The sequence below is a fragment of the Pedobacter westerhofensis genome (assembly GCF_900182595.1).
GTDB lineage: Bacteria > Bacteroidota > Bacteroidia > Sphingobacteriales > Sphingobacteriaceae > Pedobacter > Pedobacter westerhofensis.
On sequence record NZ_FXTN01000005.1, the window covers coordinates 343,499 to 363,591 of the forward strand.

General features: G+C 44.2%; 19 protein-coding genes. 9 read left to right on the forward strand and 10 right to left on the reverse strand.

Annotated features, from left to right (window positions below; all coding sequences use genetic code 11):
* The first annotated feature begins 8 nt into the window (after positions 1-8).
* Complete coding sequence (locus FN831_RS11825; protein ID WP_142528416.1) at positions 9-1,124, forward strand: lactonase family protein; 1,116 nt, start codon at positions 9-11, stop codon at positions 1,122-1,124.
* A gap of 83 nt (positions 1,125-1,207) precedes the next feature.
* Here FN831_RS11825 and bshA read toward each other — a convergent pair whose 3' ends face one another.
* From bshA to tilS, 3 genes are all read right to left on the reverse strand, one after another.
* A complete protein-coding gene (bshA, locus tag FN831_RS11830) occupies positions 1,208-2,368 on the reverse strand; it encodes an N-acetyl-alpha-D-glucosaminyl L-malate synthase BshA (protein ID WP_142528417.1) in 1,161 nt (386 codons plus the stop codon).
* Positions 2,369-2,499: 131 nt separating this feature from the next.
* Positions 2,500-2,982: a hypothetical protein gene (locus tag FN831_RS11835; protein ID WP_142528418.1), complete on the reverse strand. Its 483-nt coding sequence runs from the start codon at positions 2,980-2,982 to the stop codon at positions 2,500-2,502.
* A complete protein-coding gene (tilS, locus tag FN831_RS11840) occupies positions 2,983-4,311 on the reverse strand; it encodes a tRNA lysidine(34) synthetase TilS (RefSeq protein WP_142528522.1) in 1,329 nt (442 codons plus the stop codon).
* A 108-nt stretch (positions 4,312-4,419) separates the two neighbouring features.
* Between tilS and FN831_RS11845 the strand changes: the two genes are divergently transcribed.
* The gene (locus tag FN831_RS11845; RefSeq protein ID WP_142528419.1) at positions 4,420-6,876 is read left to right on the forward strand and encodes an OstA-like protein; all 2,457 of its coding nucleotides are present in this window, start codon (positions 4,420-4,422) and stop codon (positions 6,874-6,876) included.
* Here FN831_RS11845 and FN831_RS11850 read toward each other — a convergent pair.
* Positions 6,845-7,426 (reverse strand): non-canonical purine NTP diphosphatase, encoded by a 582-nt coding sequence (locus tag FN831_RS11850; protein ID WP_142528420.1) that lies wholly within the window; start codon positions 7,424-7,426, stop codon positions 6,845-6,847. The genes FN831_RS11845 and FN831_RS11850 overlap by 32 nt on opposite strands.
* Positions 7,427-8,008 (reverse strand): hypothetical protein, encoded by a 582-nt coding sequence (locus FN831_RS11855; RefSeq protein WP_142528421.1) that lies wholly within the window; start codon positions 8,006-8,008, stop codon positions 7,427-7,429. It lies immediately after the preceding gene.
* 110 nt (positions 8,009-8,118) lie between these two features.
* On the opposite strand from FN831_RS11855, the gene FN831_RS11860 reads away from it, so the two are divergent.
* The 6 genes from FN831_RS11860 to FN831_RS11885 all read left to right on the forward strand — a co-directional run bounded on the left by FN831_RS11860 (position 8,119) and on the right by FN831_RS11885 (position 13,810).
* Positions 8,119-8,706, forward strand: coding sequence for a hypothetical protein (locus FN831_RS11860; protein WP_142528422.1), 588 nt, complete (start codon positions 8,119-8,121; stop codon positions 8,704-8,706).
* Positions 8,707-8,766: 60 nt separating this feature from the next.
* A complete protein-coding gene (locus tag FN831_RS11865) occupies positions 8,767-10,140 on the forward strand; it encodes a peptidylprolyl isomerase (protein ID WP_142528423.1) in 1,374 nt (457 codons plus the stop codon).
* The gene (locus tag FN831_RS11870) at positions 10,141-11,106 is read left to right on the forward strand and encodes an AAA family ATPase (RefSeq protein WP_142528424.1); all 966 of its coding nucleotides are present in this window, start codon (positions 10,141-10,143) and stop codon (positions 11,104-11,106) included. It begins immediately after the preceding gene.
* A 67-nt stretch (positions 11,107-11,173) separates the two neighbouring features.
* The gene (locus tag FN831_RS11875) at positions 11,174-11,911 is read left to right on the forward strand and encodes a hypothetical protein (protein ID WP_142528425.1); all 738 of its coding nucleotides are present in this window, start codon (positions 11,174-11,176) and stop codon (positions 11,909-11,911) included.
* 108 nt (positions 11,912-12,019) lie between these two features.
* Entirely contained in the window at positions 12,020-12,817 is a 798-nt protein-coding gene (locus FN831_RS11880; protein WP_142528426.1) for an SDR family oxidoreductase, read from the forward strand.
* A 75-nt stretch (positions 12,818-12,892) separates the two neighbouring features.
* Entirely contained in the window at positions 12,893-13,810 is a 918-nt protein-coding gene (locus tag FN831_RS11885) for a helix-turn-helix domain-containing protein (protein ID WP_142528427.1), read from the forward strand.
* A 159-nt stretch (positions 13,811-13,969) separates the two neighbouring features.
* On the opposite strand, the gene FN831_RS11890 is transcribed toward FN831_RS11885, so the two are convergent.
* On the reverse strand, positions 13,970-14,566 hold the full coding sequence (locus tag FN831_RS11890) for a Crp/Fnr family transcriptional regulator (RefSeq protein WP_142528428.1): 597 nt from the start codon (positions 14,564-14,566) through the stop codon (positions 13,970-13,972).
* A 73-nt stretch (positions 14,567-14,639) separates the two neighbouring features.
* Complete coding sequence (locus tag FN831_RS11895) at positions 14,640-16,067, reverse strand: amidase (RefSeq protein WP_142528429.1); 1,428 nt, start codon at positions 16,065-16,067, stop codon at positions 14,640-14,642.
* Between the two features lie 198 nt (positions 16,068-16,265).
* Here FN831_RS11895 and FN831_RS11900 point away from each other — a divergent pair, with 198 nt between their 5' ends.
* Positions 16,266-16,700, forward strand: coding sequence for a GNAT family N-acetyltransferase (locus tag FN831_RS11900; protein WP_142528430.1), 435 nt, complete (start codon positions 16,266-16,268; stop codon positions 16,698-16,700).
* Positions 16,701-16,711: 11 nt separating this feature from the next.
* On the opposite strand, the gene FN831_RS11905 is transcribed toward FN831_RS11900, so the two are convergent.
* The 3 genes from FN831_RS11905 to cysS all read right to left on the reverse strand — a co-directional run bounded on the left by FN831_RS11905 (position 16,712) and on the right by cysS (position 20,081).
* Positions 16,712-17,611, reverse strand: coding sequence for a glycerophosphodiester phosphodiesterase family protein (locus FN831_RS11905; protein ID WP_142528431.1), 900 nt, complete (start codon positions 17,609-17,611; stop codon positions 16,712-16,714).
* Positions 17,612-17,739: 128 nt separating this feature from the next.
* Entirely contained in the window at positions 17,740-18,597 is an 858-nt protein-coding gene (locus FN831_RS11910) for a nuclear transport factor 2 family protein (protein ID WP_142528432.1), read from the reverse strand.
* 20 nt (positions 18,598-18,617) lie between these two features.
* Positions 18,618-20,081, reverse strand: a complete 1,464-nt coding sequence (gene cysS / locus FN831_RS11915) for a cysteine--tRNA ligase (RefSeq protein ID WP_142528433.1) — start codon at positions 20,079-20,081, stop codon at positions 18,618-18,620.
* Between the last annotated feature and the right edge of the window lie 12 nt (positions 20,082-20,093).

Sequence of the window (20,093 nt, forward strand, 5' to 3'; positions counted from 1 at the left end):
ACAATTCAATGAAGAAATTATTTTATCTGTTAGCTGTGGTCATTAGTTCCTTTACTGCAAACGCACAAAAAGCAAACTATAATCTCGTCATCGGAACCTATACGGCACCCGGTAAGAGCGAAGGGATTTATGTTTATGACTTCAATACTGCTACTGCTGAGCTTAAACAGCTGAGTGTAGAGAAGAATGTCATTAACCCAAGTTTCCTGGCCCTCACGGCAGATAAAAAGTTTATTTATGCCGTAAATGAAGATGCCGATAAAAGCACGGTGAGTGCTTTTAGTTATGACGAGGCTGCAGGTAAATTAGGTTTTCTGAATAAACAAAAGGTTGATGGTGCCGATCCCTGCTACCTGATTGCCGACGATCAGCATGTTATTACGGCAAATTACAGTGGTGGCAGCATCTCTGTATATGGAAGAGATCAAAGCGGGGCCTTAACACCGCTCAAACAGCTGATACAGCATACGGGGTCGGGTATAGACAAAGCACGCCAGGAAAGCGCCCATGTTCACATGGTGCGTTTTACACCAGATCATAAATATGTAGTTTGCAACGACCTTGGAGAAGATAAAGTAACGATTTATGCTTACGACAAAGACGCTGCAGAAAACGTGCTTACGCTGAAAGACAGCATCAGTGTAAAACCAGGCAGCGGCCCGCGACATATCATCTTTGCTAAGGATGGCAAATATGCTTATCTGATCCAGGAGATGCATGGCGATGTTACTGCTTTTAGTTATCACGATGGTACGCTAAAAAAAATCCAGGAAACCAATATGGTTGCCAGTGATTTTAAAGGCGAGAACGGTGGTTCAGACATCCAGCTTTCTGCAGACGGAAAATTTCTGTACACCGCCAACCGCGGTACTGCAAATACGATCACTACTTTTGCGATAGGCAAGGATGGAAAGTTAAACAGAAAAGGACAGGTAAGCACTGGTGGCGATGGCCCCCGTGCATTTACAATTGATCCCAGCGGAAACTGGTTACTTGTAGGTCATCAGAAAACCAATAACATCGTGATCTTTAAGCGCAACAAGCTGACAGGCGAACTCAGCAATACGGGTAAGAAGATTGAAATCGGTGCTCCCGTTTGTTTCGTATTTGTTCCAAAGAAATAGACACATAGTCCTTCAACAATAAAGCCCTTATTTCGATGCCTGCCGGCAATATCGAGATAAGGGCTTTACTGTTAAAAAAGATCTTACATATCTATCTGCGGCGCCATTACATGTGCCGGGTTCTTCGCAATAATTTTATTGTACATCTCAATATAATAAGGCAGTATCTTCTTCAGATCAAAATCCTGCGCCCTCGTAAATGCGTTTTCTTTAAAACGATTAAGCACCTCATCGTCCTTCAGGATAGAGATAGCTTTCGCCGCCATATCTTCCACATCACCTACATTGCTCATATACCCGCAGAATCCATCTACATTCAGTTCAGGCAAACCACCAGCGTTAGAAGTAATAATTGGCACCTTGCAGGCCATAGCCTCCAGTGCGGCCAATCCAAAACTTTCCGTCTCAGAAGGCATCAGGAACAGGTCCGAAACAGAAAGGATCTCTTCAATCGCATCCTGTTTACCTAAAAAGCGCACCTGATCACCAATACCCAGGTCACGGCATAACTGCTCGTTATTTGCCCGGTCTGGCCCATCTCCTACCATCAGTAACCTGGACGGGATCTGGTCGTGGATCAGTTTAAACATTTTGATCACATCAGCCGTTCTCTTTACCTTACGGAAGTTAGACGTATGGATTAATATCCGCTCATTATTCGGGGCAATCGCCTTTTTAAAATGGTCTTTTGCCTTCAGGCTAAACCTTGTAAAATCAATAAAATTAGGAATTACCTCAATCTCATTGGTAATATCAAAGTGTTTCTTGGTGTCCTCTTTCAGGTCTGCCGATACAGTAGTCACCCCGTCAGATTTATTGATCGAGAAGGTAACCACAGGCTTATATGTTGGATCTTTCCCAACAAGGGTAATATCAGTACCATGCAGCGTAGTCACAAAAGGGATATAGATACCATAGGTCTCCAGGATCTGTTTTGCCATAAAAGCAGCCGAAGCATGTGGAATGGCATAATGGACATGCAGGATATCAAGCTTTTCAAATCTTACCACATCAACCAGTTTGCTGGCCAGGGCAGATTCATAAGGAGCATAGTCAAACAGGGGATAATCTCTTACAGAGACTTCGTGGTAATAAAGGTTTGCAGAGAAAAAGTCTAGCCTGGCTGGCTGGCTGTAGGTGATAAAATGTACCTGATGCCCTTCATCGGCCAGTGCCTTCCCTAATTCTGTAGCAACAACACCGCTACCGCCAAATGTGGGGTAACAAACAATACCTATTTTCATCAGAGAAATTTATTTATGGTTATGGTACCTGTATAAGGCAGTCATAATCTATTTTGTTTTGCGGTTGCAAATTACAGTACTAAACATGAGCTTTATGTTAAACAAATGCAATTATTTCGTTCGTAACAAAATTATCGTCCCATTTCAGCCTGTATCACCAGCAGCATCTCATTAGGACGTTGTGTACCAATATAATACATTAGCCCATCCCTGTCGGTTAATACAATCGCATCCTTGCCCGAAGAATAGAACCTGATACTGCCCTTACGGTGCAGGTTATACACAGGATTATTAAATAGGTAACTGCTGTAGGTATCCTTTCTTACGCTTACAATGCTGTTCAGATCAATCTTAACCTTCTTTGCCGTCCACAATCCGTCAATAATGATGCTCTTGTTATGAATAATGATCTTATACTGGATCATAAATAAAAGAATGATAGAGATACCAATGATCCCGAACCCCACCACAAGGAAAAGGTCCTGAGTATTATCACGGTCCCTTTCATATACATAGGCACCAAAACAGAAAGCGGCCATTAATAAACGGATACAGATCCGGATATAATCCCTGCCTATGTATTGTTTTTCAAGAAAAGCGTACTTATTGCTCATTTAAATAAATTTCTGTTCGAATATAGCGACTTTTTTTGTGGTTGACGTCACTTTATATCTGTTGTCCTGCCTTAAACCGGCTACCCATACGATCTCGCCATTGCCGTTTACCAGAATAGGAATATGCTCCTTTTCGGGCAGCGGCACTTTCTTATCGATAAAAAAGTCGCTCATCTTTTTATAATTCTTCATTCCCAGCGGCATAAACCGGTCGCCCTCCTGCCAGGTTCTCAGCACCAGCGGAAAAATCAGTTTGTCAAGGTCTACAAAAGCCTTATTGATATTATTCTCAAAGCCAGCCTGTTCAGTATACCTGATTTCGATCCTCCGTTGCCCAAACTCAGCAGTGCGGTCTGCGCGCTGAATCATTTGCCGGTCATGTTCTTCATTAATCCTGGTGATGATCAGCTCCTGCCTGTTTATCGTAAGGCGGTGCGAAGCGCTGTAAAACGAAGTACCGCTTTGTTTAGCAAGAGAGTCCAGCAGTTCTTCAGACACAGGTTCAGAAAAACCATAAGGCTTTAAGAGCTCATACATCAGCAGCCGCTTTGGATGCAGCGTACTGATCTTTTCTATCGACAGGTAAATCCCGTCCGCCCTCCGTTCACAAATATCGTCCTGCAGCGCTGCAATACGTTGCTGCAATACCAGTTCGGTATCCGCAAAGCGCTCAATATTATGTGCAAAGGTCTCCTCCAGGCTGGGATTGATTTCCTTAAGCCTTGGAATTACCTCCAGCCTCAGCTTATTTCTGGCATAATCGGCGCTCAGGTTAGAACTGTCCTCAACGTAATCAATAGAAGCTGCGCGGATCAGTTCATCAATATCCTTGCGGGAAAGAAAAAGCAATGGCCTGATCAGATGATCCCGTTTTGGAAGAATACCATGTAAACCGGCGATGCCTGTACCACGCACAAGGTTCAGCAACACCGTCTCAATAGCATCGTCCTGATGATGTGCCAGGGCAATACAGTCGTACTGATGCGTTATTCTCAGTTCTTCAAACCACTGATAGCGCAAATCCCTGGCCGCCATCTGCGTAGATATCTTATGTCCGGCAGCATAAGCTTTGGTTTCAAAATGCGTTACATATATAGGAACATCCATAACAGCAGCAAGCCTGCGGACAAAATGCTCATCCCTTTGCGACTCGCCGCTTCTCAATCCAAAATTACAGTGTGCAATCCCAAAATTTAATCCTGCCTGCTTAAAGAAATGGGCCATCAGAACAGAATCTTTTCCGCCGCTTACGGCAAGCAGGATCTGATCACCGGGGCTAAACAGTGCATTTTGATGGATGTATCCGGTAAAGTTTTGCAGGGGTAACATCTTCAAAGCTACCGAAAAAACAATAATTAACTATATGAATATTGCTGATCAAAAAACTAACTTTGTAAAGTGCAAAAAAACCACGCCTTTAACATTCATGGCGCTTTCATGAATTTACTATCTGCCACATCAGGGAAAATACTTGCAGGATTCTTCCTGTTTTTTTTACTCCCCCTGTGCCTTCCTGCCCAGCAGAAAACCAAGATCATCCTGCAAAGCTCAGAGAGAAGCAGGATCATTACCAAAACAGACATCACCTATCTGCGGAAACCCGTATTTAAACAGGATAATGCAATCCTTACCTGCGACAGTGCCGTCTTTTACACTGCAAAAAATTACTTCGAAGCGTACAATAATGTACATATCAACCAGGCTGATACGATTAATATCTATTCTGATTTCCTTACCTACGACGGAAATGCAAAACTTGCGCATTTAACCAGTAACGTACGGCTTGTGGATAAAAGCTCTGTATTAACAACCAATGTCCTTGATTACAGCATGGTGCCCAAAGTAGGTACCTATGTAGATGGCGGCAAGATTGTGAACAAAGATGCTACCATCACCAGTAAAAACGGCTTTTACTTTGCAAACACCAGAGATGCCTATTTCCGCTATAATGTACTGGTAGTTACCGAACAGAGTACCATAAAATCGGATACCCTGCGCTACAATACCTTTAGCAACTGGGCCTATTTTTATGGCCCTACAAATATCAAAGAAAAGGATGGCGGTAACCTGTATACAGAAAATGGTGCGTATAACACAAAAACAAGGTATGCCTATTTCGGAAAAAACAACCTTTATACTTCCGGCAGCAGATCGATGAAGGGAGACAGTTTGTATTATGATGGTTTGGCGGGCTATGGCAGGGCGGTTAGAAATATCACCTTCAGGGATACAGTGGATAAAATGCTGATGCGGGGCCAGCTTGGGTATTATTACAAGGCCGACCAGCGGACGGTTGTTACCAAAAATGCGTATGCAGGAATGGGAACAAACGATTCTGTAATGGTAAAGAATGCAAAACAGAAGGAAGTAAAACAGCCTGACAGTTTGTGGCTTGGTGCCGATACGCTCGAAACACAGATGGTGCTGCAAAAGTCGTTAAAGCTGATTAAGGGACCTGCGATCAAAAAAGACAATGAACTGGGGGAGGAAGACCGGGAAAGCAAGATGAATGGCGTTACCAAAAAATCGGCTGCTCCGACAAAAAAAACTGGGGCTCCAGCCCCCGCAGGCAATAAGCCAGGGGGACAAAAACCGGGCGAACAAAAGCCAGATGACAAGAAAAAACCGCCGGCAGGTATTAAACCGCCCGATGTTGCAAAAGATAGTTTAAAGACGGACAGTCTGGCCAAAATTAAAGCGCCGCCCAGGAAAGCAGATTCGCTGGCCAAGGCAGGTAATGCGCTGATCAAAAATACTGATTCTGCTTCAAAGGTCAGGGCGCCGCTGAGCAAAAAGGATTCCTCAGCACTAAAAGTATCCGGGCTAAAAAAAGATTCTCTTAAAGCGGATAGTCTCAAATTACCTCCGGGTATGAAAAGAGCTGAAACCAAGCCAACAGCTAAGCTGCAGCTGGGAGTAAAAACTCCTGTTGTAAAAGACAGTCTGCCACTTAATCCGCTGGATACCGTACGTACCCGGATCATCAAGGCTTACCGGCATGTAAATGTTTTTAAGTCCAATATGCAGGCCAAGGCCGATTCACTTTTTTATACAAGTGCAGATTCTACCCTGCGCTGGTACAGGAACCCTATTATCTGGTCGCAGGGTTCACAACAAACAGGTGACACCATTTATCTGCAGCTGAGAAACAAGAAAATCAACTCTGTGCAGGTGATCCAAAGCGCTTTTGCGGTAAACGTAGACCCTATCGATACCACAAAGTTCAATCAGATCAAAGGTAAAATGATCACCGGATTTTTCAAGGACGGTAAACTGAGCAGCATGTATGTGGATGGAAATGCAGAAAGTGTTTATTTCACAAAAACAGATGACGGAAAGAAGTATGAAAAAATGAACCAGACCGTCAGCAGCAGGATCAAGATCGTTTTCAGGAACAGTGAGATTGGTGATGTGGTACCGATCAAAAATGTAGAGGGCGCCACCACTCCCGTAGTTGATCTTAAACAGGATGTAATCCTTACAGGGTTTATATGGAAACCCGAGCTGCGGCCGCGTTCAAAAAGAGACGTGACCAATCCAAGGATTGTCGCCAAACCGAAAAAGCCAGTGGTTGTAAAAGCGCCGGCAAAGGGCGTAGCCCAGGCCAAAGGCCTGCTCAAAGAAGCATCGGGCAATTCCAAAATCGGCGACCTTAAAAAGCTTGCGGCCAAAGAAGCAATGAAGCAGCTGGGCAGCAATCCTTCAGCAATCAGCCCTTCGGCCATCAGTAAGCAGATCGGAACGATCAAACAACTTGGAAAAGCTGCAGATTCATTAAAACTGAAGGATTCAATACCGGCTAAACTGATCGATACCACAAAAAAGGCCTTGCCGGGATTAATCAAAAAGGCCGACTCGCTGTCTAAACTGCCTGTTCCTTTAAAAAAGCAATAAGTTTGCGCATGGCGATGGCCCTGTGACTGATCTGGTTCTTCGTAGCCATATCCATCTCTGCAAAAGTAACATCAAAACCATCCGGCTGGAAAATAGGATCATATCCAAATCCATTACCACCGGTTGGTGTTTCACGTATCGTCCCTTCAATGGTTCCTTCAAAAAGGAATCTTTCAGCACCCTGGATCAGGGAAACTACTGTTCTGAACCGCGCTTTCCTGTTTTCTGCACCTTCCATCTTTTGCAGCACTAATCTCAGATTTGCCTCGTCGCCCCTTTCTCCGGCATAACGCGCAGAATATATCCCCGGTTCATTATTCAAGGCCTCCACTTCCAGTCCGCTGTCATCGGCAAAACAGTCCAGCTTAAAATTTTCGGCAACAAAGCTGCTCTTCAGCTCTGCATTACCTGCAAAAGTGTCTGCAGTTTCAGGAATATCTGTCGTGCAGCCGATATCAGCCAGGTTGAGCACTTCATACTGTCCCGCAAGCAGGTTTCTTACCTCTTTGGTTTTATTCTGGTTATTGGTGGCAAATACTAATTGTCTCATCTAAAATGTAAATTTTTTAAGGCTGCTCCATAATTTTTTCTTTCCATCCTGATCATCAGCCAGTTCATCAAGCCTGCCGGTAAATACAAGCTTTATTGTCCCATGCGTACCAATTGTATGCTGTGGCTGGTCGGTAAGTCCAAGCTGTACCGGGCTAACGCCAAATCCAAGTACAAGTGTGCTGTTAAAAAATTTACTCAGTTCTTCAAATTTTACGTGGGTATAATTGAAGTAATTTAATAATGCAAAGTCATTTGCAGTCAGCTGCATCGCTTTTACAAGATTCCTGAGCAACGCTCTTCCGCTCTCAGAGCTTACTTCATTTTCGCTGTCATGCACCAGGATGAGCACATTCTTCTGGTTTTTCCCAAGATATTTGAATACTGTTTCCGGAGCAGGTGCAGAAGCCTGTGCAGGCACTGAAGCGCTGGCCTGTTCGCTTTCCCTGGGCACCGGCGCAACTGCAGCTGCAGAAACTGCCGGTAAATCTACATCAGCAATGCTGTCACTTTTAACCAGATAAATATCATCGGTAAAAAATAAACGGAGAGCTTCAGCGCTTGTAGTTAATTGTTCAGCCATGAATGATGCATTATTTGCGAATATTTTTTGTGTTAAAATTAGTTAAATATCCTATTATAGCGCCTTTATTTATTACTTTTATACCTTAAAAATACCCTAGTACATCTTTTGTGAGAAAAACCTGCTGTATTATTATTCTCTGTTTTTTCTATTTCAGTACTGTTGCACAAAGTGTTGCTGTTGTAAACAGCAATCCCATCAGTCAGAAAGAATTCGTCTGGGTTTATAAAAAACACCGTCCCGGCACTACCAAGCCTACGCTCACAGAGCTGATCTCATTTTTGAATATCTATATTGATTTTAAACTTAAGGTTGAGGATGCACGCGCCGCCGGAATGGACCAGGACAGCACTTATCTCTCGGATACAAAAAACTATGAATCCGCCCTGCTGTCGTCTATGCCGCCCGAAGCGCAAAAAGCAGATTACTCGCTGGTGATCAATGAGTATAAGGAAGCCCTGCTGCTGTTCAATATTTCACAGGTAAAAATTTGGGACAGGGTTGGCGAGGATGAAGATGCCGTTCATGAATATTATAATGCCCACAGGCAACAGTATTTATCGAAACCATATGACGAGGTACAAACTGAAGTAGCGGCAGATTATCAGAAGAAAATTGAGTGCGACTGGGTGACATCGCTCAGGAACAAATATAAAATAACCATGGATCAGAACCTGCTGAACAGGCTGGCGAAATGATACGCTTTACAAATGGTTGAATAATAGTAAATTTGCAAATAAATAATTGAAGAAAGTATAATGAAGAAAGTTTTATTGATGGCAAGCGGGTTGCTCTTCTTGTTTATAATGAATGTACAGGCTCAGACCAAAAGCGTAGATAAGGTAATAGCGGTACTTGGAAGTGACGTGATCTTATTATCTGAACTCAATCAGCAATACGTGATGTACCTGAACTCTGGTAATCCTGTAGATGAGAAAGTAAAGTGTTACATCATGCAGCAAATGCTTGTACAGCACCTGCTGAAACAACAGGCCGACATCGACTCTGTGATGGTAGATGATAAACAGGTAGATGATGAGCTGGACAGAAGGATGCGTTACCAGATCCAGCGTGCCGGCGGACAGGACAAACTGGAAGAATTCCTTAACAAATCTGTATTGCAGTATAAGGATGAGCTGAGACCGGATGTAAAAGACCAGCTTCAGGCCAACAAGATGCAGGGTACGATCACCGAAAAAGTGAGCGTTACGCCATCAGAAGTAAAAAAATATTTCGAGTCTTATAAAAAAGACAGTTTACCGGACATCCCTGCAGAATATGAAGTAGGAGAAATCACACTTAACCCGGAACTCACTAAAGTTGAAAAACAAAGGTACATGGATAAACTGGATGCCATCAGGCTCCGTGTAAAAAGCGGTGAAGACTTTGGTTTCCTCGCAAAAACATATTCTGAAGATCCGGGATCTGCCGCAGAAGGTGGCGACCTGGGTTTCTTTGACCGTACCCAGATGGCTAAAGAATTTACTGCCTGGGCATTTAAACTTAAACCGGGTGAACTTTCACCTGTATTCGAAACCGACTTCGGTTTTCACATCCTGCAGGTTGTGGAGAGAAGAGGTGAGCAGGTGCATGCACGCCATATCCTGGTACGCCCGCAAAGTACGCCGCAAAGTTTAGATCGTGCAAAACTGCATGCAGATAGTATTTACACTAACATCCTGGGTAAAAAACTGAGTTTCTCTACTGCTGCTTCATTGTATTCTGCCGATAAAGAATCCAAGTATAACGGCGGTATGATCCTGTTCTCGGATAACGTCACTGCAAGAACAACTTTTATCCCTGCAGATAAGTTAGACCCTAAGATCTATCAGGTGATTGATACCATGAAAGTTGGCGAGATCTCTAAACCGGTACCTTTTACAGGACAGGACGGAAAAGAAGGCTTTAAGATCGTATTCCTCAAAGCGAGCGTTCCGGCCCACAAAGGAAACCTGGACCAGGATTATGCCAAGTTCAAAGACAAAGCACAGCAACAAAAAAGTGACCGCGTAATGAGCGAATGGTTTGAAAAAAGAAGAAAGAACACTTACATTAGGATCGATAGCGATTACCAGGATTGCAGTGAACTAAAAATCTGGACCAAGCCTGAAACTACCACAGAAACAAAATAGATGACAGCATACCATAACGACATCGCGGCAGTTGATGCCCTGCACCAATCTTATGTTGATATAAAAAATGAGATCAGTAAAGTCGTTATCGGTCAGGATGAAGCAGTGAAAGCTGTGCTCATCTCCATCTTCAGCAATGGCCACTGTTTACTGGTGGGCGTTCCGGGATTAGCGAAAACGCTCCTGGTACAAACCGTTGCAGATGTGCTGGACCTTAATTTTAACCGCATACAGTTTACACCAGACCTCATGCCCGGTGATATTATCGGCGCAGAGATCTTAGGAGAAGACAGGAACTTTAAATTTATTAAAGGCCCTGTCTTTTCTAATATCGTACTGGCAGACGAGATCAACAGGACTCCGCCGAAAACGCAGGCCGCTTTGCTCGAAGCCATGCAGGAAAAGGCAGTTACTGCTGCAGGATTTAAACATATCCTTCCAAAACCATTCTTTGTATTAGCCACCCAAAACCCTATTGAACAGGAAGGCACCTACCCTCTTCCCGAAGCACAGCTAGACCGCTTTATGTTCAATATCCAGCTCACTTATCCCAGTTTTGCCGATGAAATGACCATTGTCAGGAATTCTACCGGCGGCGATACTGTCAGCTTGCGCAAACTTATCAATGCCGAGCAGATCCAGTACTTTCAGCAACTGATCAGGACGATTCCTGTAACGGATAATGTTTTGGAATACGCGGTGAAGCTTACTGGTAAAACCCGTCCGGGAAGTCCGCTGGCAACAGCAGAAATCAATCAGTACGTAAATTGGGGTGCAGGCCCAAGGGCTTCTCAGTTCCTGATCCTTGGAGCTAAATGCCATGCGGCGATATCAGGAAAGTATTCACCGGATATTGAGGACGTGCAGGCAGTAGCGGAAGCGATCCTACGTCACAGGATCGTTAGGAATTACCGCGCAGAAGCTGAAGGGCTTTCCATAGAGAAAATCATTAAGAATTTGCTGTAGAAATCCGAAGATCTATGCGTTTTGAATCAATGCTATCGTAAGCATGAATTAATTAGTTAATTGCATTATGAAAATCAGATTGTTACTACTATTTGTGATACTAATTCTCAGTACTCCGAAATCCGGTGCACATGCAACTATAAAATTTGATACAGCCGGTAAATTTGAAACAGACACCCTGAAAGACCAATTCAACGCAAAAAAGCACCACATCGCTGCTCTGATCAAAGGAAACAGCCCCCGGGATATATCCACGTTTTACCAGTTTTACCTGCAGGAAAAAGATCAGCTGAGAGCTGATTCTCTGGTTCGTGAAATATCAAAATCCGGAAATTCCGAAAAACTCAAAGAATACCAGAGGTATTTCTCAAAATTTAAAATTTCATTACTGGAGTCAAACGTAGAGAAACGCGCCCATTACTACAATCTTGTTGCCCTGGATTCTGCATATTATAAAGTCGCGCCAGACAGTCTGGTCAAACTGCAGATGTCCCATCATTACAATAGCCTGGCCTGGTACAGCATCGTCAGCAATCAGCTTAATGGCGTTGAACATTACCTTGACCAAAGCCTGAAATATGATCCTCAGTACAAATATCCTCTCGCCAATTTGCCCCTTCTGCTTCTATTAAAGGGCCATTACCGCCAGGCCCGGGCGCTCTACATCAAATTTAAAGACCAGCCTTTTGAAGGCCCGGATTTTACCTTTAAAGATGAGTTTCTGGAAGATTTTAATGAATTGGCCAAAGTTGGAGTTACCAGTGGGGACATCAAAAAAATCACAGCGCTTTTAATATCAAAATAGTTTTTTTTCATTTTCAGTCGCCTTATCATTTTGGCTACAACATACTCCGGTTTCACTACAACCAATCTGCGCGAAGAACTGACATTTGTTTGAACATAAAACTAACAAATGGCAAAGACAATATTTATTACCGGAGCATCGGCAGGCATAGGCAAGGCAACAGCAAAATTCTTCTCAGAAAAAGGCTGGAACGTGATCGCAACTATGCGTACACCTGAAAACGAAAAAGAACTCAATCTGCTAAGCAATGTGACTTTACTTCCCTTAGATGTAACTAACCCGGCACAGATCAAAGAAACAGCAGAAAAAGCCCTGGCACTGGGCGATATAGATGTTGTATTTAATAATGCAGGATACGCCTTGCTGGGAATACTGGAAAGCACTACGGATGAACAAATTGTTGATCTGATGGAAACCAACTTCTTTGGCGTGGTTCGCGTTACCCAGGCCTTCATTCCCTACTTCAGGGAAAAAGGTTCAGGACTTTTCATCACCACAGGTTCTTCTGCAGGCCTGATGGGATTTCCTGTAAGTTCAATGTATGATGCCAGCAAATGGGCACTGGAAGGCTGGAGTGAAAGCCTTTCGTTTGAACTGCGTGAAGTTGGCATTGGCATTAAAACGATTGAACCCGGCTTGGTTGCTACCAGCGGCGGAGAACGTATGGTAATTGCACAACATCCCGCTTACGCATCATTGATGGGCAAATTTATGACCGCCATTGCACCAAATGAAAATTTCTCAAAACCGGAACATATCGCAGAGGTGGTGTATGGTGCCGCAACTGACGGAACAAATCAACTGAGATACGTATGCGGAGAAGATGCAAAGGCCTTGTATGCACAGCGTCTTGCCGGAGGCGATGAAGCTTTCAGAGCAGGACTGGTGCAAATGCTTTCATTGTAACGGATTGATAAAAATTACATTGCAGGTAGATATTGTTCGCGATATTTACCTGCATTAACCCGCAAGGAATTGAATATGGAACAGCCGAATAAAATACGCGTCTTTCATTCTATATCAGAAATGCACCGCATTTTTGCATTGCCCCAGCCTCTCCATCCCCTGATCAGCATGCTGGACTACAGTAAAACACAAATAACGCCTCAGATGCTGGCGCATCCCTTTGTGATGGACTTTTACAACATTACCTACAATGAATCAGCGGGCTGCAGGATGAGATACGGACAAACCACCTACGACTTTGCAGAGGGAGGTATGTTTTTTACTTCACCCGGCCAACCCTTGCTGGCTATTGAATCGGCCGAATCAAGTTTAGGTTTTACCCTGCTGATCCATCCGGACTTCTTACGGAATTACGCATTGGATACCAAAATCAAACGGTATGCATTTTTCTCTTATTCGGTAAATGAATCCCTGCATTTGGCGGGTAAAGAAAATAAAATCATCAGCACCATCGGCAAAAATATTGATGAAGAACTGCAAACCTCTATAGACGATATTACCCAGGATGTACTGATCTCACAGATTGAATTGCTGCTCAATTATAGTCAGCGCTACTACAAGCGGCAGTTTATCACCCGCAAGCCATTGAATAACGCCCTGCTGGAGAAACTGGACACCATACTGGACAATTATTTTAACGACAAAACGGCATTGATGAACGGTTTGCCAACAGTGCAGTTCCTTTCTGACCAGTTAAACATATCCCCAAAATACTTAGGCGATATGCTGCGATCGCTGACCGGGCACAATACGCAACAGCATATTCACATCAGACTGATCGAAAAAAAAGCCAAGGAAGTGTTAACGATAAGCAACCTCACCGTAGGCGAGATTGCCTTTCAACTGGGATTTGAGCATCCGCAGTCCTTCAGTAAATTATTCAAATCAAAAACAAACCTTTCTCCCCTGGAATTCAGGGCAAGCTATAACTGATGATGCAAATGGTCCTTATTTTGACTCCAAAGCTGGTATAACAGGCTCCCAGGTTTGCCTCTTAGCCGGCTTACTTTCGAAGAAGCATCCCAAATCTGATGAATAAACTTAGCGGGGTACCCTTGGTAAGAATGGCAGAGCCTAACGTTAGCAGGGACTTTATTTCACCGGAGGTAAATTAGGTTTTGTATATTCTTTCCTGATCCGGCTCAAAGTTTCCCTTGATATCCCTAAATAAGAAGCTACCATATGCAGCGGCACCTGATCAAATACTTCGGGATATGTTTTTTGAAATTCAATATATTTTTCTTCTGCAGAGCTGCTGATTAAAGAAAAAATGCGCCGCTGACTTGCTTCATAGGCCCTGGCCAGCAGTTTTTCATTGAATAACCTTAATGCCGGAATTCCAGCCATTAATTCTTCCCAGCTTTCTTTCGTCCAAATGAGAACAGTGCTTGCCGCGAGTGCTTCGATATTGTACGCTGAGGGCTTGCCAAGATTATAACTTTCCTGATCAGTAATCCACCAGTTCTTAATCGCAAATCTAACGGTATGATCGGTTCCGCCCTGATCAAACCGGTAAAGCCTGAAAACACCGCTGGTGATAAAACAATTAAACTTTAACACTTCGCCATCATGGAGGATCGACTGCCATTTCCGTAATGTTTTTTCCCTGCCCGCCGTCTTCATCACCTGCAATTCCTGATCAGAAATATCAACCCACTCACGTAAATATTTTTCGAATACTTCAAACATGCTACGCAAAGGTAGTAAATATGGAGGATCCCGGGGTTAATTCATCATCAGGAATTGCTAGTAATAAATGTGATTATATATTGGGATGAAGACCGCGTACTTCGCTTACACTTTCCAGTAGCGACGCTACATGTAAAATAGTAGACTCTGCCAGCCAGCTGCCCACCACCTGCACGCTGATCGGCAAGCCCTCAGTACTGGTGCCAAACCGCATAGAAATCCCCGGCAAACCAGTAACATTTAATGGCACAGTTGCCCCCTGCAAATAAGTAGCATCCACTTTCTGCCCATTAATAATGAACTCCTCCACACCATGTTTATGTGCGGGAACAGGCAATACCGGAGTTAGCAGTACATCATATTTCTGGAAATATGCGGCAAAGCCATCACGCAGCCGCTCTGCTCCCTGCTCAGCATCAATAAAGTCTGCCATAGAGGTATCCGGCAGCGAAAGCATCGTTTTTGCCATCCTGTAAATCTCGTGTTCACTCCGGCCGGCAGTAGCTTCTTTGAAAGCCTCTTTCATTTCCATCACATGCAGCCTGTTAAATACGTCCAGGGCAAAGTCACGCTCCAGTGCCGGAATGCGTACCGGCTCTACAACAAGACCCATACTTTTTAGTGCTTCGGCAGCAGCAACAACTGTAGCGGCCACCTCAGGATCAACAGGTCCGAAACCCGGTTCTACCAGCCAGCCAATTCTCAGCTGACGATTGGGAGCGCTGCCTGTTCCCGCATCAAATTGTGCGGTACTGTAAGCATATCCATCAAGGCCATCAGGGCCTGCAAGTACGGAGAAGGCAAGTGAAAGATCACGGATGCTGCGCGCCATTGGCCCTACATGCCAGAAACGTCGTGGTACCCTCGGCCATACACCTGTCATTGGTACCCGCCCATGTGTAGCCTTAAGGGAAACAATACCTGTTTGAGCGGCCGGCCCGCGCACGGATATGGCAAGGTCTGTACCCAATCCTATTGGCGACATGCCCGCAGCAATGGCAGCGGATTCACCACCGCTCGATCCGCCAGGGGTACGGCTAAGGTCCCAGGGATTGTTAGACCTGCCGCTGAGTAAATTGTCGCTCTCAATCCAGTAGGAAAATTCAGGAAGATTAGTTTTAGCTAACAAAATACCACCGGCCTGTTTCATACGCGCTACACTGGTGGCATCATCTTCAGGATTACGCCCCCTGAAGATCGGAGAGCCGCGCTGAGTTAAAATATTGGCAGTGTCAATAGAATCTTTTACAGTAAAGGGCACCCCGTGAAAAGGCCCCAGCTCATCGCCTCTAAGTACTGCCGCCTCAGCAGCACGGGCAGCTTCAAGTGCATTCCCCGCTACAGTAACGATAGCGTTGATTTCCGGGTTAAGGGCTGTTATACGATCAAGGTGTGCCTGTACTACTTCTACCGGAGAAATTTCGCGTTTACGGATCATTTGTGCCAGGCTGCTGGCATCCTGATAGTAAATAACATCTGGCTGACTGTTTTGAGTTTTCATCTTCTTTAAAATATGAGTTTAAGACTGTGCCGCTGACTAACCCAGTGCCTAAACAAAAGTGGCTACAAACGTGCAGCACAAACGAAGTCATATCGTACAATCTCACGTTGACATTTGTCACGCTTTTATAGCATACTTTTAGCATATTTATAACTTAACCGCAGTAAGCGCGTTAAATCAGAAGAAAAAAACAGCAGGATGATAGAAAACAATATAAAAGTTAGAAAAGCAAACATGTCCGACTTACCCGCAATCTACAGGTTCATCTGTGAACTCGAAGATGAAGTGCTTGATTACAAACAGTTTCAGCAAATTTTCGAAGAAAATCTCCACAATCCAAACTGGCTGTATGTTCTTGCAGAAGATGAAACAGAAGGAATTGGATTTATAAGCCTGCATACGCACAAACTTTTACATCATAACGGACTGGTTGCCGAAATACAGGAGTTTTATACCAGCAAAAAATCCAGAGGCAAAGGAGTGGGCAGGCTCCTGATGAATTATGTGATAAATTCTGCGCAAAGCCAGAACGTAAAAAGCATTGAAGTGACCTCAAACAAAAAAAGAGCAGAGAACATCAAAGTTTACGAAAGCCTTGGCTTTAAACTAACGCATAATAAGTTTACGCTGTAAGCGTCCGTAATTTACTTCTTCACAGGAAGATCAACCCGCGAAAAGAGATTGGGATAATCTGTAATGATACCGTCCACGCCCAAGCCCACCATGTACTGCATCTCCTTTGGGCTGTTTACCGTCCAGGGGATGATCCTGATCCCCGCAGCGTGGCAGCGGTCTACAAGTCCTTTGCCCACCAGCACTGAATATGGGCTGTAAACCGTAGGGCTAAATCCAAGGTCTTTGATATTGTTCTCAAAATCCTCCTTTTCATCAATCATCAGCGCAGTCCTAATTTTGGGATATTTTTCATGCACATATTGAAGGCTCCTGATATCAAAGGCCTGGATGATCGTGCGCTTACTGATCTTCTTCGCATTCACCACATCCATCACCAGCTGTGAAAATTCTGCCGGTTCCGGATGAAATTCCAAATCGCCCTTACGTACAGTTTTGATCTCAATCCCATAATTTGGCTTAGGCAGTTTATGCAGCTTTACATAGGCTTCAACAGAATCAATCACGTCAGAAAGCAAGGGCTTATAGGCTTTAAACTTTTGCTGTCCCGGGAAGCGTGTATGCAGTTTGCTGCCTACATCAAACTTCCTGATTTCTGCATAGTCCATATGATACATATTATAGCTCCGTTCATCTTTCAGTGCTATCGCTTTCCCTGCAGGAGTTAAACTGATTTCGTTATTGAAATAAGGCTCATGCGACAGCACCACCTGATTGTCTTTAGAGATCACCACGTTCATTCCCAAAGTAGTTACACCAAGGTCAAGAGCCCTCAGCATTCCCGCAATTGTATTCTCCGGCATTAAGCCGCGGGCTCCCCTGTTCCCCTGCTTGTCGAAGGTCTGTGCATTCACACGCTGAAAGGTAAAGGCAATAGCCAGCACGAGTAATATCTTTGTTCTCATCATCATTCAAATAGGTTAATTATAGAAGTACCATCCCACATCTTTATCTTGAAAAAAAACCAGGCTGCTACAAGGCTGCCCATCCCGGGAGGCCCTGAACAACCTGGTCGTTTTCAGCGGAGAACATGTCAGTGTTATTTCGCCGTAGGTGTATAAATCTGCTCAATCAGATTCCAGTTACGGTCGGGCTGGCGCTCATAGATAAACACATAATTGAAAGTCTCTTTCAGATCAGTCCTGTAATCTACCGTAGCCACGCCATAGGTATAAGCCAAATCCCCGCCTGTTGCCTTATCAGCATCCGTAGTTTTATAGGTTACCCTTTCCATCACGCTGTTATAAAATGCTACGATTTTGTCTTTACCGATGATCGGTTCATATCCCGGGAAAATCACCCTCGAATCCGGATTCAAAAAGCCGCCAAATGCACCGATGCCATGAGATTTAATCATTGCGCTCAGCGTTTTTTCTGTGGTCAGGATAATCTCCTTACCTGCAGCGATTTGTTTAGGCCCCAGAAACTGAGGTTTAAAATAATCCTTAGCTTCTACAAAACTGTTCACAACCGGATGCAGCGGTTTGTTATGGGAAGCACCGATATCAATAACCAGCTCCCATTTTCCATTGATTGCTTTCCATACAGACAAATATTCTCCGTAAGCTTTAGAAGCACCCTCAACCACATATGCCCCGCTGGTTACGCCCCAGTCGCCACTGCGCGATACCCTTGCGTAGTCAGGAGTCCAGCTTAAATCCTTAGTGCCCGGCTCGTTTGCAAAATAAGTTTTTGCATTTACCGGATTTGGCCTGAACACCAATGCATTATTGGCACTAAAAGAGTTAAAGGCAGATCTTTCACCATTTTTTGCCACTGCTTCGGCAAATTCCTGTTCTGCTTTTAATAACGATTTGGTAGTACCGTCAGTACGCTGTGCATATGCCCCAAGCGTGATTGTTGCAGCCAACAGGGTGCAGATTATTTTATTGATCATTTTAGATAGGTAATATTAAATTATATTTTATTCCAGGTAGTGCCTTCCTTGCTGTCTTTTAACTGGATACCAATATCCTGAAGCCCGATGCGGATCTTATCAGAGGTAGCATAGTCCTTATTCTCTTTCGCGCTTTTGCGGATATCGATCACCATGTTCAGCACATCGTTCAGTTCGGTATTGGAAGAATCTTCGTCCTTCAGGCCAAAGATATCATATACAAACTCCTGCATCAGGTGCTTTAAGTTATCCAGTTCCCGCTCTGATATTTTGCCTTTACCGTCATAAACCGTATTGATAATTCTTGCGGCTTCAAACAACTCTGCAATCACTACCGGACTGTTAAAGTCGTCATTCATGGCTTTGATACAGTTGTCTCTGATCACTGCAATGTTAAACTCACTTACATCTGAAGTTGGCGTCAGTTTATCCAGTAAGCTCAGCGAATTCATCAGGCGCCTGAACCCTTTTTCAGAAGCATCCAGTGCATCATTGGAGAAATCCAGCGTACTGCGGTAATGTGCCTGCAGCATGAAAAACTTAACCGTCATCGGGCTGTATCCTTTTTTAAGCAAAGGATGCTCGCCGCTGAACAACTGTAAAGGCATAAAGCCATTACCCGCAGTCTTAGACATCCTTGATCCATTTACCGTAAGCATATTGGTATGCATCCAGTACTTGGCAGGGTGTTTATGGTAACAAGCCTCAGACTGTGCTATTTCGTTGGTATGGTGCGTTGCCGCAAGGTCCATTCCGCCCCCGTGGATATCAAATTCTGCACCCAGATATTTGGCACTCATGGCAGAGCATTCAATATGCCAGCCCGGGAAACCCACTCCCCAGGGCGAAGGCCAGCGCATCAGCGTTTCCGGCTTGGCTTTGATCCACAGCGCAAAATCCAGCCTCCCGCGTTTCTCGTCCTGACCGGTAAGCTCCCTCGTGTTCGCCATCATATCATCCAGGTTACGGTTGGTCAGTACCGTATAATTATAAGTCTTGTTATATTTCTCCACATCAAAATATACCGTCCCGTTAACCTCATAGGCATAGCCATTTTTGATGATATCGGTAATCATTTCAATTTGCTCAATGATATGGCCCGTAGCGGTTGGCTCTATACTTGGCGGCAGGGTATTGAACATCCGCAGTACATCGTGGAAACCAAGCGTATACTTCTGAACAATTTCCATTGGCTCCAGCTGCTCCAGTTTTGCGCGTTTTGCAAACTTATCATCACCCTCGTCACGGTCGCCCTCAAGATGACCTGCATCTGTAATATTGCGCACATAACGTACCTTATAACCTAAATATTTCAGATATCTGAAGATCAGGTCAAAAGAGATGAAAGTACGGCAGTTACCCAAATGCACATCACTGTAAACAGTAGGCCCGCAAACATACATTCCCACATGGTCGCCATGCAGGGGCTCAAAGTTTTCTTTTTTGCGGGTAAGGGTATTGTATAGCTGTAAGCCGTTTTCCATCGGTATTTATAT